A 12,820-nucleotide genomic window follows, 5' to 3' on the forward strand; every position below is an offset into this window, starting at 1 on the left:
TGGTCGATTGGCCCGGTGGCCCGCTCGATATCCTGGGGCGATGAGCCCCCTGCGTCCGCTCGATCAGTCGAGCAAGCTGAAGAACGTCCTCTACGAGATCAGAGGACAGGCGCTCATCGCCGCCGATCGGCTCGAGGCCGACGGGCACACCATCCTCAAGCTCAACACGGGCAACCCCGCCGTGTTCGGGTTCGAAGCGCCGTTCCAGATCGTGCGGGACATGATCGAGGCGGTGCCGCAGGCGCACGGTTACAGCGACAGCCGCGGCATCATGCCCGCGCGTCGCGCGGTCGTGTCGCGCTACGAGCAGGAGCCCGGGTTCCCGCACGTCGACCCGGACGACGTCTATCTCGGCAACGGGGTCTCCGAGCTCATCACCATGACGATGCAGGCGCTGCTCGACGAGGGCGACGAGGTTCTCATCCCCGCCCCGGACTACCCGCTCTGGACCGCCACGACGAGCCTCGCGGGGGGCGATCCGATCCACTACCGGTGCGACAACCTGAACGGGTGGCAACCGGACCTCGAGGACATCCGATCGAAGATCACGCCCCGCACCAAGGCGATCGTCGTGATCAACCCGAACAACCCCACCGGCGCCGTCTACACGCGCGAGGTGCTGGAGGGCATCGCCGAGATCGCCCGCGAGCACTCCCTGCTCCTGCTCTCCGATGAGATCTACGACCGCATCGTCTTCGACGACGCCCGCCACATCCCGATGGCGACGATCGCGCCCGACCTGCTCTGCCTGACCTTCAACGGCCTGTCCAAGACCTACCGGGTCGCCGGCTACCGCTCCGGGTGGCTCGTCATCACGGGACCCAAGGCGCACGCCGCGGGATTCCTGGAGGGAATCCAGCTCCTCGCCTCGACGCGCCTGTGCCCCAACGTCCCCGCGCAGTTCGCCGTGCAGGCTGCCCTGTCCGGCATCCAGTCGATCGATGCCCTCATCGCACCGGCGGGACGCCTGCACGAGCAGCGCGATGCCGCGTGGAGCGCCCTGGAGGCGATCCCGGGGGTCACGTGTCTGAAGCCGCAGGGTGCGCTGTACGCCTTCCCTCGATTCGATCCGGAGGTCTACGAGATTCCGGACGACGCCAAGTTCGTCTACGACTTCCTCATCGCCGAGCACGTGCTCCTCGTGCAGGGGACCGGCTTCAACTGGCCGACTCCCGATCACGTCCGCATCGTGACCCTTCCGGAGGCCCGCGTCCTGACCGAGGCGATCGAGAGGCTCGGGAACTTCCTGGCGTCGTACCGGCCGTGATCCGGGACGCACGGTGATCCCGTGCGGAGCGTGCAGTCTCGTCGGGAGGATGCAGTCTCGGTGAAGAGTTCTATGTGAATGTCGGAGGACGTCGCTAGTATTCGAATATGAATACGAGCCGGTTGGTCGAGTTCAGCGAGGAGGACCTCGCGGAGCTCGACGAGGTCGCGTGCGCCGCTGAGCAGATCACCCCGGCGCTCGGTGCGATGGAGGTTGAGAACGTCCGGAACCAGGCCCGCGCCGGTGCGATCGCGGAGCGGGTGGCGCGGCGGCAGTCGGCGTCGGTGCGGTCGCAGGAGATGGTCTACCGCTCCGTCGCCGCGGAACTTGCCGGGGTGACGTTCACGACCGACCGGTCGATGCAGGTCCAGATCAACCAGGCGGTGGAGTGGGTCGAGTGCTACCCCGCGACGCTTTCGGCATGGGAGGCGGGGCGGATCACCCGCGGCCACGCGACGGCGGTGTTGCGGTGCGGGACGGTGCTGCCTCGTGATGCGCGGGCGGAGTTCGATGCGGCTGCGGCGGAGTTGTGTGTGGGTCAATCGGCCGGGCGGGTGAAGGATCGCCTCGATCACCTCGCGCAGGAGCTGCATCCGCGTACGTTGGCGGAGCGGCACGCGAAGGCGCGCGAGGAACGTCGGGTGAGTGTCACGCCGTTGCGGGATGGGATGTCCGAACTCGTCGCGACCCTTCCCACCCTGTTGGCGGAGGGGATCAGCGACCGGCTGAACGAGCAGGCGACGTCGATCATCGACGTCCGCAACACACCCGCGGTCGGCGACGGAACGGATGCCGGGGCGGACGACGACGCCGACACGGAGGCGGAGGCGGATTGCCGGACCCGGGATCAGATCCGCGCGGACGGGACTTTGGGGATGATCCGCGCGAAAGTGCAGGTCGTCGTCCCCGCCCTCGCTCTGTTGGGGAAAGACGACGACCCGGCGAACGACACCTCTACCGCCGACCTCGTCGGGTCGGCGCCGATCGACCCGGCCACAGCCCGCGCACTCGCCGGCGCCGTCGCGACCTGGGAGCGTCTGGTGGTGCACCCGGTGTCGGGACAGGTTCTCTGCACCGACTCCTACCGTCGCACCGCCTCCATGGCACGGTTCTTGAAGGCCCGGGATCGGCACTGCCGATTCCCCGGATGCCGCCGCCCCGCGATCCGCTGCGAACTCGACCACACCTTCGACTTCGCCCTCGGCGGGCCCACCGACATCCGGAACCTCTGCCATTTGTGTCAGAGACACCATTCGATGAAGCAATTCACCTCCTGGGGCGTCCGGCAACTCGGCGGCGGGATCCTGGAATGGACCTCCCCCACCGGCAGGGTCTACATCGACCACCCACCGGCACAACTCGTGCGATTCATGCCGTCCGGAGGTGGAGCACCACCCCCGGACCAAGGGGGCGGAGGCGCCCCACCGCCCGACCCCGCACCCTTCTGATTGCCCGCTTCTCGCCTCCCACGGTGTGCATCCGTGATGCGGTCTGTGAGATCCATGTGGATCCAGGATGCGTCGCGGCCGACGTTCCTAGGATCGTGAGATGACGATCGATCGAGTGGCAGGACCGCCGCGGTGGTTGAGAGCCGTCGTGTGGAGCATCTCTCTCAGTCTTTCGGTGGTGGGCATCGTCCTGGCGGTCATCTCGAGCAGCGTATGGCCACTCGTGGCGTTCGCCGGTCTGGCGATTCCGATGCTGCCGATCGGTGGGCGCCGATCCGGCGCTTCGCCGGCGCTTCGGGGGTGAAGCCGTTCCGGCACCGCAAGACAGCCCAGGCGGCCTCAGAGCACGGCGAGGGACGGTGAGCGCCAGCGACCGTCCATGCCCTCGAGACGGAGCGCGACCGCGCGCGTGCGAGCGGGGCCCTGCACGATCACGACCGCTTCGACGACACCGTCTGCGGGTCGAGTGGCCCTGACCGAGAGGATCGTGTGCACGGGGCGCATGGCGGGAACGCCGCGCGCGCTGCGGGCGCGGGTCGCCATGGCTGCGCGCGTGACGAGCTTGCGGTATGCATCCTCGGTCAGCCAGCGGGCGAGCTGTTCGACCTCACGGACGCCGGCGAGCACTTCGAACACCCCGACGGTGATGTTCCGCAGGAACGGTTCGGGATCCGGGAGTGCATCCGAGGAGGTGCGCTGCGGGGCGAAGAACTCCGAGAGCTCGGCCGCCCCCGGTGCGAAGGTGTCGCGGGGTCGTTCTGCGGGCGAGGGGGACATGTCGGCCAATCTGGACAGGGAGGTTCGTGCCGGTAGTAGAACACAAAGGCAACTCCCAGGAACACGGCCCGATCGCTCCTGTGGACAACTTCTCATCGACTCCTCACGATTGGCCTAACCTTCCGAGGTGCGATGGGATCGCTTCTTCGATGACCTGGAAGACCAGGTCGCTTCGGAGTGGGAGGCCGAGCGTGCCGCGCTCGACACCGAAGCGGAGAGGCTCCGTCTGTCGACGCTCACGCTCGCCGCGCGTCTGCGCGCCCTGGCGCCGCTCTCACCCGACGCGGAGGGCGCGGAAGTGACGGTGGACGCCGCCGCCGACCGTCTGCGTGGCACCGTCACGGCTGCGGGCTCCGACTGGCTGGCGCTCGACCTCGCCGACACGGCGGCCGCGACCGTCGCGGCACTCGTTCCCTTCGCCGCTGTGCGCGGTCTCGCACTCAGCCACGCCGCACTGCTCGCCACCGCGCGGCCCTCCGAGCGCCCGGCGGGCCTGCGCGAGCGGATGTCGTTCGGCTTCGTGTTGCGCGACTTCGTCCGCCGACGCCTCGCCCTCGCGGTCCACCTGGTCGACGGCGCAGTGCTCAGCGGAACGATCGATCGGGCGGGTGCCGATCACCTCGACCTGGCGCTGCACGATCCGGGATCGCCGCGGCGGGCGGCATCCGTCTCGGGCTTCCGCCTCATCCCCTTCGACGCGGTGGCCTGGGTGCGGCTCGAGGCCGCGTCGGTCATCCGCTGACGACGATCAGTCGGGATTGCGGACGATGCCGGTGCCCCACAGCTCCGGGAAGCTCGCCGTCTGCGACTGGTGCCACAGCGCGATGCGCCGTGCCTCTTCGGCCTGGTCGTCGAGGTAGGTCGCGACACTCGCCTCTTCCACCCGCCACTGCGCCGGCGCTCCCACGCGCATTCCGCGCAACCGCCCGTCCATGACCAGGGCGATGACCTCGTCGACGCCGACGCCGAGAATCTCCGCCACCTGACTGGGCGCGAGCAGGCGCACGGCAGGGGTGGTGTTCTCGGGCATGCCCCCATTATCGACCCGCCACCCTCGCTGTCCAGGGGCGCGAAACACCCCCTGTGGATAACGCCGGAGGTGAATCATCGCTCTGAGCGAACATGGGGTCATGACCGCCGCCGTCTCCTCGCCGTCGATGCGCCGCCCTGCGCGCCCGGATCTCCGGCTGCTGCTCGGAATCGTTCTGGTGCTGGCCTCCATCGGCGGGGTGTGGTTCACCGTGCAGGCGGCGCGGACGACCGCTCCCGCGTATGTGGCGACCCGCACGATCGTGCCCGGAGACGTGGTCACGGCCGAGGCGGTGCGCAGCGTCGAGGTCTCCCTCGGCACCGTTGCGGAGAACTATCTGACGGCGGACGCTCTCCAGACGGGGGTGGTCGCCACCCGCACAATCGAGGCGGGCGAACTGGTCCCCGCCGCTTCCGTGGGAAGCCCGGACGCGGCACGGACCACCCGCGTCGTGGTGCGCAGCGCCGTCGATGTACCGGCCTCCGTATCCGCGGGCACCGTCGTCGAGGTGTGGGCCGCACCCCAGCGGGAACGGGGGATCTACGACGCGCCACGCATTCTCGTCGCCGACGCGACCGTCGTCTCGGTCGCGCGCGACGAGTCGATGATCGGCGGGGGAGCGGCGCAGCTGGAGCTGGTGATCCCCCGAGCGGATGTCGCCGCCGCGCTGACCGCCATGAGCGACCAGTCCGCCCTCTCGGTGGTGCCGGTTGCCGGAGCGGGCTCATGAGGGTTCTCGTCGCCGTGGCGGACGGCGATCGCCTGGCCGTCGAGCTGGTCCACGAGGGCATCGAGATCGTCGGCGTCCTCGCCCCGGAGGCGCTGGCGCTCCTCGCACGCGACGACCTCCCCGAACCCGACGCATCCGCGGCCCTCCGCGCGCTCGCGGACGCCGACGCCGTGGTGCTCACGGTCTCGCGCGCCGTCGTCGACGCGTCGGTCGTCGCGCTGTGCGACCGTGCGCGGACTCGCATCGTCCCCGTCGCCTCGCGTACGGACGACATCCGGGCGGCCGAGGCCCTGGGGCTCGAGAGTCCCCTCGCGCCCGACGTCCCCGTGTGGCGGTTGTGCGAGGTGCTCGCGGCCGCGCCCGCCGTCGCCGTCGCGGCGCCGCCGTCGACCGGCCCCGCGGTCATCGTCGTGTGGGGGCCGGCCGGTGCGCCCGGCCGCTCGACCATCGCCGCCGGGCTCGCCGTCGAACTCGCGCGCGGAGGACGTCGCACCGCGCTGGTGGACGCGGACACCGCGGCTCCGTCCCAGGCGCTCAGCCTCTCGCTTCCCGACGAGGGACCGGGCTTCGCCGCCGCATGTCGCAGCGCCGAGCGCGGAGCGCTGGATGCCGCCGAGCTGACACGCATCGCACTGCCGCTGCGCGACACCGGGGTCGAGGTGCTCACCGGGGTGAACCGCCCCTCGCGCTGGCCGGAGTTGTCGGCGCCGCGGGTCACCGCCGCACTGGAGGCGACGCGGGGGTGGGTCGATCACGTCGTCGTCGATGTCGCCGCACCGCTCGAACGGGACGAGGAGATCGTCAGCGATCTCGCGGACGGCCCGCGTCGCAACGCCGCGACCGTGGCGGCGCTGCAGGCGGCCGACCTCGTGGTGGCCGTCGGCGCCGCTGATCCGGTCGGGATCGCACGATATCTGCGGGGTCACTCCGAGCTGAAGGCGATCGTCGGCTCCACCCCGGTGGTCTCCGTGATCAACCGCGTGCGCCCGGGGGTTCTCGGCATCGACGCGCGGGGTCAGGTCCGCCGGGCGCTCGACCGATTCGGCGGCATCGGCGACGTCTGGTTCCTGCCGCACGACGGCAAGTCGGCGGATGCGGCGCTCCTCGCCGCGCGCCCGATCGGTCTCGTCGCGCCGCGCTCCGGAGTCACGCTCGGCATCCGTCGGCTGGTCGGTGAGGCGATCCTGCCGCCGCCTCCTGCCGTGCCGGCGGACTCGGTCGTCCCGACGCGCCGTGTCCGGGCCGCGCGCCCTCGGCGAGGTGAGCGCGCGGCGCTGTCGACCCGGGCCTGAACCCTAAGCTGGTGGGGTGTCCACGCTCAGCGATCTCGTCTATGCCCAGGGCCGTTCCAGTGCGCAGGACGTCGAGTGGCTGCACCGGTTGGCCGGAGACGGTCAGCTGCTGGCGGACCTCGCCTTCGCCGACATCGTGCTGTGGGTCCCCACCCTCGACGATTCGTTCGTCGCGGTGGCGCATACCCGCCCGAGCGGGGCGGCGACGCTGTTCTACCGCGACATCGTGGGCGATCGCGTGCGGCCCCAGTGGCGGACGCAGGTGCGTGACGCCTTCCACACCGGACGCATCGTCGACTCGGCGTCCCCCGACTGGTTCGAGGAGACCCCGACCCGGGTGCGCGCCGTGCCGGTCGTGCGCTCCGGCGGCGGCCGCAACGAGACGATCGCGGTTCTCACCCGCCACACCAACCTCGGCGAGGCGCGCACGCCGTCGCGTCAGCAGATCACCTTCAACGACTGCGCCGACGACCTCTTCGGCATGATCGCCTCCGGCGACTTCCCCGACCTCACCGCCCCGACCTCTCCCCGCCGCGGCGCACCCCGTGCATCGGACGGCCTCGTCCGGCTCGACGTCGACGGAGTCACCACCTTCGCGAGCCCGAACGCGCTGTCGGCCTTCAACCGGCTCGGATTCGGCGATGAGCTCGAGGGCGAGTCGCTCGTGGAGGTCGTGACGCAGATCCTCCCCGGCAAGCGCCAGTTCGACGAATCGCTCCCGGTCGTACTCACCGGTCGCGCACCGTGGCGCGCCGATGTCGAGGCGCGCGGCGTCACGGTCTCGCTGCGAACGATCCCGCTCCGAGACCGCGGAACGCGGATCGGCGCGATCGTGCTGTGTCGCGATGTCACCGAGATCCGCCATCAGGAGCAGGAGCTCATCACCAAGGACGCCACGATCCGCGAGATCCACCACCGGGTGAAGAACAACCTGCAGACGGTGGCGTCGCTTCTGCGGATCCAAGCCCGCCGGTCGCACTCCGAAGAGGCACGCGAAGCGCTGACCCAGGCCATGCGGCGCGTGTCGGCCATCGCCGTGGTGCACGACACGCTCTCGGAGGGGCTCGCCCAGAACGTCGACTTCGACGACGTGTTCGACCGTGTGCTGAAGCTCGTCGCCGAGGTGGCGGCCGCGCCCAACACGCGCGCGCGCACCCGGTCGACGGGGCGTTTCGGCACGCTGCCGAGCGAGTACGCCACGCCCCTCGCGCTCGCTCTGACCGAACTCGTCACGAATGCGGTCGAGCATGGGCTCGCGGGGCAGGAGGGCGACGTGGAGATCATCGCCGAACGGACGGGGGAGACCCTCGAGGTCCGCGTGCGCGACACCGGGTCGGGTCTTCCCGAGGGTCAGGTCGGCCGGGGACTGGGGACGCAGATCGTGCGCACCCTGATCCAGGGGGAGCTGGGCGGCACGATCGACTGGCACACGATCATGGGCAGCGGGACCGAAGTCACGATCGAGATCCCGCTGCGCTACATCGAGCGCGCTCGGGGCTGAGGGTCTTCCGGCTCAGGAGGCGCGGCGGGCGCGGGCGGCGCGGCGCTTGAGCGCACGGCGCTCGTCTTCGGACAGGCCTCCCCAGACGCCCGAGTCCTGACCGGACTCGAGTGCGTACTGCAGGCACACCTCGGTGACGGTGCACCGAGCACAGACGGACTTGGCCTTCTCGATCTGGTCGACGGCCGGACCGGTGTTCCCGACGGGGAAGAACAGTTCGGGGTCGACGGTGAGGCAGGCGGCCTTGTCGCGCCAGTCCATAGAGGTGCTCCTTGATGCGGGGGGATGAGGGAAAAGACGAGGGACGGATTCGGGTCCGTTACTCTGGTGGGGGTGCGAGATCGACTCGCCCCACGTCGCTGTGGGAGCACACGGCTTCACCAATCGTCCCACAGCGGTTTACCTGAATCAAGGGTTGACCGGCAGGTTTGTGCGGAAGACGCTGATGATTCGCGCCTAGCACATGAGCCTTCCTATAATCTCGACCGGTCAGAAAGAGAGTCGCGCGCATGCTGGCGAGAACGACGGGACGCGCCGCGGCGGTCCTCCTGGTGGCCGAGGGGCTCGGCATCCTGGCTCTCCTCGTGTGGCAGATCGGCGCCCTGCTCGCGGGCGACACCGCCGTCCTCACCACGGCGATCGCCCTCGCCGTCCTCACCGCGATCGGGGCCGCGGCCGTCGTCGCGTTCGGGGTCGCCACGTGGAGTGAGCGCAGCTGGGGACGCTCCGGAGGAGTCGTCACCCAGCTGCTGATCCTCGCCGTCGCACTCGGAGCCGTCACCGGTGCGTTCGCCGCCCCGGGGGTCGCCCTCGCCCTCGCGGTGCCGGCGGTCGTCACCCTCGTGCTGTTGGCGATGACGGTGCGCGCCAGTGCACCGCCCCGCGAGGATCGCGCGGGCGGCGACGTCTGAGGCTCAGCCGATCAGGCGTCGAGTCCGAGGAGCGAGCGCACCCGCGCGACGTGTCCGGTGGCCTTGACGTTGTAGAGGGCGTGCTCGATGCGGCCCTCGCCGTCGATCACGAACGTGGAGCGGATCACGCCGAGGACGGTCTTGCCGTAGTTGGTCTTCTCGCCCCACGCGCCGTAGGCCTCGTGCACGCTGTGGTCCGGGTCGCTCAGCAGGTCGTAGGTGAGCGCATCGCGCTCGCGGAACTCGCGGAGCTTCGCCGGCTCGTCGCGCGAGATGCCGAGCACGGTGTATCCGGCTGCCTGGAGCGGGGCGAGGCTGTCGCGGAAGTCGCAGGCCTCCGTGGTGCACCCCGGCGTCATCGCCGCGGGGTAGAAGAAGAGGACGACGCCGGTGCCACGGCGCTCGGAGAGCCGCACCGGGGTGCCGTCCTGGTCGACGAGGGTGAAATCGGGGGCGGTGTCGCCGGTGGAGAGACGCGTCATCCCCTCAGCCTATGGGACCCCTCCTGCCCGCGGCGAAGGTCTCGAGGAGGCGCTGCAGGGAGTCCAGTCGCGCGTGACCGCCGGGACCGAGCTCACCGGCCGCAACGGCGTCGACGATGGCGCAGTCCGGGGCGTCGGGAAGATGTGTGCACCCGCGGGGGCAGCGTGCTGCGACCTCGTCCAGATCGGTGAATGCGCGGAGGATGTTCGCGGGGTCGACGTGTCCGAGTCCGAAGGAACGGACGCCGGGAGTGTCGATCACCCAGCCGTTGCCCGTCGCACCGCGATAGCGCAGCGAGACCGTCGAGCTGGAGGTGTGCCGGCCCCGGCCGGTGACCTGGTTGACGTGCCCGGTCGCCCGTCCGGCTTCGGGCACCAGGGCGTTGACCAGTGTGGACTTCCCGACGCCGGAGTGCCCGACGAACACCGTGGAGTGCCCGACGAGGGCCTCCCCGATGCGCTCGAGCGGCATCCGTCCGGCGCCCTGCCCGCTCGTGAACACCTCGAGTCCGAGTCCTTCGAAGTGCGCGAGGAACTCCGTGGGGTCGGCGAGGTCGGTCTTGGTCACGACCAGGAGAGGGCGGATGCCGGCATCCAGGGCGGCGACGAGGTAGCGGTCCACCAGACGAGCGCGCGGTTCCGGGTCGGCCGCAGCCACGACGACGAGCATCTGATCGGCGTTGGCGACGATGATGCGTTCGACCTGGTCGGTGTCATCGGCGCTGCGGCGCAGGAGCGACCGGCGGTCGAGGATCCCGACGATCCGGCAGAGCGTGCCCTCGTCTCCCGAGAGGTCGCCCACGACGCGAGCCTGGTCTCCCGTGACGATCGGGGTCTTCCGCAGCTCGCGCGCGCGCACCGCGAGGATGGTCCGTTCCTGCGGCGTGTCCTCGTCCACGAGGACCGTGTACCGGCCCCGGTCGACGCCCAGCACCCGTGCCACGGTCGCGTCGGCGTGGGCGGGACGCCGCTTGGTGCGGGGGCGGTTGGCCTTGGGGTTGGGCCTGACGCGGATGTCGCTCTCGTCGAAGTCCGCCTCGTCCTCGTCATCGAGGTCGTCGAGCCAGCTCATGCGCCCTCGAGCATGCCATGCCACAGTTCCGGGAACTGCGGCATGGTCTTGGCGGTCGTTCCGATGTCGTCGATCTCGACCCCGTCCACAGCCAGCCCGATGAGCGCGCCGGTCGTGGCGAGACGATGGTCGTGGTGGGCGCGCCAGAGGCCGCCGTGCAGGGGGCGGGGGACGATGCGGATGCCGTCCTCCAGCTCGTGCGCCTCCCCGCCGAGGCCGCGCAGCTCGCCCACCAGCGCCGCGATGCGATCCGTCTCGTGGCCGCGGATGTGGCCGATGCCGTAGAGCGTGGTCGGCGCGTCGGCGAAGGCCGCCAGGGCGAAGATCGTGGGTGTGAGCTCGCCGGCCGCCGAGAGGTCGAGGTCGACGCCCTGGATGCCGGCCCCGGAGGTGACGGTGAGAGCTCCGCCGCGGCGGGTGACCTTCGCGCCCATCAGGGAGAGGATGTCGCCGAGCATCGCGCCCGGCTGCGTCGAATGCGCGGGCCATCCGGTCACCGACACCGATCCGCCCGCGATCATGGCGGCGGCGAGGAACGGAGCGGCGTTGGAGAGGTCGGGTTCGATGGCGATGTCCTTCGCCCGAAGGGGCCCCGGGGGCACGATCCATTCGCCGGGACGAGGGCGCTCGACGTGGACGCCGCGGTGTGCGAGGCTCTCCACCGTCATATCGATGTGCGGCATGCTCGGAAGCCGGTGGCCGGCGTGGACGAGGTGCAGCCCCACATCGAACCGCGGCGCGGCCAGGAGCAGGCCCGAGACGAACTGGCTGGACGCGCTGGCGTCGATGGTCACCTCGCCGCCGCGCACGTGGCCGTGACCGCGCACGACGAACGGGAGCGCCCAGCTGCCGCCGTCGTCGATGTCGACGCCGACGTCGCGCAGCGCCGAGATCATCGCTCCCATCGGGCGGTGGAGCGCGCTCTCGTGCGCGGTCAGTGTCACCTCGCCCTGCGCGAAACCCGCGGCGGCGGCCGCGAAGCGCATGACGGTGCCCGCCTGCCCGCAGTCCACCACCGCCTCGCCGCGGAGGGGCCACACGGGCTCGATGAGAAGGTCCGGGCCGAAGGGCCCCGCGCCCGGCTCCTCGGTGATCCCGACGCCGAGAGCGCGGAGGGCGTCGACCATGCGGGCGGAGTCGTCCGAATGCAGGGGAGCGACCAGCCGACCGGGGCCGTCGGCGAGGGCGGCGAGGATCAGCTCCCGGTTGGTCAGCGACTTCGAGCCGGGAACCGTGACCGTGGCGTGCAGGTCGGACTCCGCCCTCGGTGCGAGCCAGGTCGCGGCCGTCGAGGTGGCAGGGGAATACCGATCGGCGCTCATCGGTTCCTAGCCTACTGACACGCACCGCCACGCCCGAAGCGCGGCGGAGCCGGACGGAAGGGAGTGTGCACGTCGTGACCGTCATGCTCGAGCGCGAGGACACCGCCGTAGACTGGCGCCTGATGAGCGAACAGCCCGACCAGGCGCCCGATGCGCGCACCCAGTTCGAGGAGCAGGCGCTCCCGTTCATGGATCAGTTGTACGCCGCCGCGATGCGGATGACGCGCAACCCCGCGGATGCCGCGGACCTCGTGCAGGAGACGTTCGTCAAGGCGTTCGCCTCATGGCAGACCTTCACCCAGGGCACCAACCTGAAGGCGTGGCTGTACCGGATCCTCACCAACACCTACATCAACATCTATCGCAAGAAGCAGCGGGAGCCGTATCAGGGCACGATCGACGAGCTGGAGGACTGGCAGCTCGGCGGGGCGGAGTCCACGACGGCGCGGGCCAGCCGGTCCGCTGAGGCCGAGGCGATCGATCACATGCCGGCATCCGTGGTGAAGGATGCCCTGCAGGCGATCCCCGAGGATTTCCGGTTGGCGGTGTACCTCGCCGACGTCGAGGGCTTCGCCTACCAGGAGATCGCCGACATCATGAAAACACCGATCGGCACGGTCATGAGCCGCCTGCACCGCGGCAGGCGCATGCTGCGTGACCTGCTGGCCGACTATGCGACGGAGCGCGGCATCGCCGGTGCCGCCACGAGGAGTGCGAAATGACCGATTGCGGTTGCGAGAAGGCGCAGCGCGAGCTGGAGGAGTTCCTGCGCAACGAGGTGTGCAAGACCCAGCACACCGACATCGCCGAGCACCTGGAGAACTGCCAGGGATGCCGGGACGAAGCGCTCGTGGCGCGCACGCTCACCGAGGTCGTCGCACGCGCGTGCAAGGAGGCGGCGCCCGAGGAGCTGCGCGACCAGGTGCTCGAGCGCCTGCGCGCGATCCAGGCGACGCACTGACGACGACGCCGCCGGCATCCCGAGGGA

The 12,820-nt window shown here is 70.5% G+C and carries 15 protein-coding genes; 9 read left to right on the top strand and 6 right to left on the bottom strand.

What is annotated here, in order from left to right; genetic code table 11:
- Positions 1–40: 40 nt before the first annotated feature.
- Positions 41–1,267: a pyridoxal phosphate-dependent aminotransferase gene (locus ABXJ56_RS11175; protein WP_353999738.1), complete on the top strand. Its 1,227-nt coding sequence runs from the start codon at positions 41–43 to the stop codon at positions 1,265–1,267.
- Between the two features lie 107 nt (positions 1,268–1,374).
- Positions 1,375–2,715, top strand: a complete 1,341-nt coding sequence (locus tag ABXJ56_RS11180; protein WP_353999739.1) for an HNH endonuclease signature motif containing protein — start codon at positions 1,375–1,377, stop codon at positions 2,713–2,715.
- 339 nt (positions 2,716–3,054) lie between these two features.
- Here ABXJ56_RS11180 and ABXJ56_RS11185 read toward each other — a convergent pair whose 3' ends face one another.
- Complete coding sequence (locus ABXJ56_RS11185) at positions 3,055–3,492, bottom strand: Rv3235 family protein (RefSeq protein WP_353999740.1); 438 nt, start codon at positions 3,490–3,492, stop codon at positions 3,055–3,057.
- A gap of 127 nt (positions 3,493–3,619) precedes the next feature.
- On the opposite strand from ABXJ56_RS11185, the gene ABXJ56_RS11190 reads away from it, so the two are divergent.
- Positions 3,620–4,234 carry a hypothetical protein gene (locus ABXJ56_RS11190; RefSeq protein ID WP_353999741.1) on the top strand — a complete coding sequence of 205 codons (615 nt, stop codon included), beginning with the start codon at positions 3,620–3,622 and terminating at the stop codon, positions 4,232–4,234.
- Positions 4,235–4,240: 6 nt separating this feature from the next.
- Here ABXJ56_RS11190 and ABXJ56_RS11195 read toward each other — a convergent pair whose 3' ends face one another.
- Entirely contained in the window at positions 4,241–4,522 is a 282-nt protein-coding gene (locus tag ABXJ56_RS11195; RefSeq protein ID WP_353999742.1) for a helix-turn-helix domain-containing protein, read from the bottom strand.
- 100 nt (positions 4,523–4,622) lie between these two features.
- Between ABXJ56_RS11195 and ABXJ56_RS11200 the strand changes: the two genes are divergently transcribed.
- From ABXJ56_RS11200 to ABXJ56_RS11210, 3 genes are read left to right on the top strand one after another with little or no spacing between them, the layout of a single operon-like run.
- Positions 4,623–5,252 carry an SAF domain-containing protein gene (locus tag ABXJ56_RS11200; RefSeq protein WP_353999743.1) on the top strand — a complete coding sequence of 210 codons (630 nt, stop codon included), beginning with the start codon at positions 4,623–4,625 and terminating at the stop codon, positions 5,250–5,252.
- Positions 5,249–6,544, top strand: coding sequence for an AAA family ATPase (locus ABXJ56_RS11205; RefSeq protein ID WP_353999744.1), 1,296 nt, complete (start codon positions 5,249–5,251; stop codon positions 6,542–6,544). The genes ABXJ56_RS11200 and ABXJ56_RS11205 overlap by 4 nt, the downstream gene beginning before the upstream one ends.
- A 16-nt stretch (positions 6,545–6,560) precedes the next feature.
- Entirely contained in the window at positions 6,561–8,045 is a 1,485-nt protein-coding gene (locus ABXJ56_RS11210) for a sensor histidine kinase (RefSeq protein WP_353999745.1), read from the top strand.
- A gap of 12 nt (positions 8,046–8,057) precedes the next feature.
- Here ABXJ56_RS11210 and ABXJ56_RS11215 read toward each other — a convergent pair whose 3' ends face one another.
- Positions 8,058–8,306 (bottom strand): WhiB family transcriptional regulator, encoded by a 249-nt coding sequence (locus tag ABXJ56_RS11215; RefSeq protein WP_013583608.1) that lies wholly within the window; start codon positions 8,304–8,306, stop codon positions 8,058–8,060.
- 248 nt (positions 8,307–8,554) lie between these two features.
- Here ABXJ56_RS11215 and ABXJ56_RS11220 point away from each other — a divergent pair, with 248 nt between their 5' ends.
- Positions 8,555–8,956, top strand: a complete 402-nt coding sequence (locus tag ABXJ56_RS11220; RefSeq protein WP_353999746.1) for a histidine kinase — start codon at positions 8,555–8,557, stop codon at positions 8,954–8,956.
- A gap of 11 nt (positions 8,957–8,967) precedes the next feature.
- On the opposite strand, the gene bcp is transcribed toward ABXJ56_RS11220, so the two are convergent.
- From bcp to aroA, 3 genes are read right to left on the bottom strand one after another with little or no spacing between them, the layout of a single operon-like run.
- Positions 8,968–9,438, bottom strand: a complete 471-nt coding sequence (bcp, locus tag ABXJ56_RS11225) for a thioredoxin-dependent thiol peroxidase (RefSeq protein WP_353999747.1) — start codon at positions 9,436–9,438, stop codon at positions 8,968–8,970.
- 4 nt (positions 9,439–9,442) lie between these two features.
- Complete coding sequence (rsgA, locus tag ABXJ56_RS11230) at positions 9,443–10,510, bottom strand: ribosome small subunit-dependent GTPase A (protein WP_353999748.1); 1,068 nt, start codon at positions 10,508–10,510, stop codon at positions 9,443–9,445.
- Positions 10,507–11,832, bottom strand: a complete 1,326-nt coding sequence (gene aroA, locus ABXJ56_RS11235; protein WP_353999749.1) for a 3-phosphoshikimate 1-carboxyvinyltransferase — start codon at positions 11,830–11,832, stop codon at positions 10,507–10,509. The genes rsgA and aroA overlap by 4 nt, the downstream gene beginning before the upstream one ends.
- 122 nt (positions 11,833–11,954) lie before the next feature.
- Here aroA and ABXJ56_RS11240 point away from each other — a divergent pair, with 122 nt between their 5' ends.
- Complete coding sequence (locus ABXJ56_RS11240; protein WP_310892175.1) at positions 11,955–12,554, top strand: sigma-70 family RNA polymerase sigma factor; 600 nt, start codon at positions 11,955–11,957, stop codon at positions 12,552–12,554.
- The gene (locus ABXJ56_RS11245; RefSeq protein ID WP_053547686.1) at positions 12,551–12,793 is read left to right on the top strand and encodes an alpha-ketoglutarate decarboxylase; all 243 of its coding nucleotides are present in this window, start codon (positions 12,551–12,553) and stop codon (positions 12,791–12,793) included. Before ABXJ56_RS11240 ends, ABXJ56_RS11245 begins: the two co-directional genes overlap by 4 nt.
- Positions 12,794–12,820 lie beyond the last annotated feature (27 nt).

Origin of the sequence: Microbacterium aurantiacum, from assembly GCF_040532595.1 — a bacterium.
In the GTDB taxonomy this organism is placed as follows: domain Bacteria; phylum Actinomycetota; class Actinomycetes; order Actinomycetales; family Microbacteriaceae; genus Microbacterium; species Microbacterium chocolatum_B.

Excerpts from the sequence above, each read along its gene's own strand:
- ABXJ56_RS11245 (WP_053547686.1), top strand. The coding sequence starts at position 12,551 with ATGACCGATTGCGGTTGCGAGAAGGCGCAGCGCGAGCTGGAGGAGTTC.
- bcp (WP_353999747.1), bottom strand. The coding sequence starts at position 9,438 with ATGACGCGTCTCTCCACCGGCGACACCGCCCCCGATTTCACCCTCGTC.
- ABXJ56_RS11185 (WP_353999740.1), bottom strand. The coding sequence starts at position 3,492 with ATGTCCCCCTCGCCCGCAGAACGACCCCGCGACACCTTCGCACCGGGG.
- ABXJ56_RS11205 (WP_353999744.1), top strand. The coding sequence starts at position 5,249 with ATGAGGGTTCTCGTCGCCGTGGCGGACGGCGATCGCCTGGCCGTCGAG.
- ABXJ56_RS11180 (WP_353999739.1), top strand. The coding sequence starts at position 1,375 with ATGAATACGAGCCGGTTGGTCGAGTTCAGCGAGGAGGACCTCGCGGAG.
- aroA (WP_353999749.1), bottom strand. The coding sequence starts at position 11,832 with ATGAGCGCCGATCGGTATTCCCCTGCCACCTCGACGGCCGCGACCTGG.
- rsgA (WP_353999748.1), bottom strand. The coding sequence starts at position 10,510 with ATGAGCTGGCTCGACGACCTCGATGACGAGGACGAGGCGGACTTCGAC.
- ABXJ56_RS11175 (WP_353999738.1), top strand. The coding sequence starts at position 41 with ATGAGCCCCCTGCGTCCGCTCGATCAGTCGAGCAAGCTGAAGAACGTC.
- ABXJ56_RS11195 (WP_353999742.1), bottom strand. The coding sequence starts at position 4,522 with ATGCCCGAGAACACCACCCCTGCCGTGCGCCTGCTCGCGCCCAGTCAG.
- ABXJ56_RS11200 (WP_353999743.1), top strand. The coding sequence starts at position 4,623 with ATGACCGCCGCCGTCTCCTCGCCGTCGATGCGCCGCCCTGCGCGCCCG.
- ABXJ56_RS11215 (WP_013583608.1), bottom strand. The coding sequence starts at position 8,306 with ATGGACTGGCGCGACAAGGCCGCCTGCCTCACCGTCGACCCCGAACTG.
- ABXJ56_RS11240 (WP_310892175.1), top strand. The coding sequence starts at position 11,955 with ATGAGCGAACAGCCCGACCAGGCGCCCGATGCGCGCACCCAGTTCGAG.
- ABXJ56_RS11220 (WP_353999746.1), top strand. The coding sequence starts at position 8,555 with ATGCTGGCGAGAACGACGGGACGCGCCGCGGCGGTCCTCCTGGTGGCC.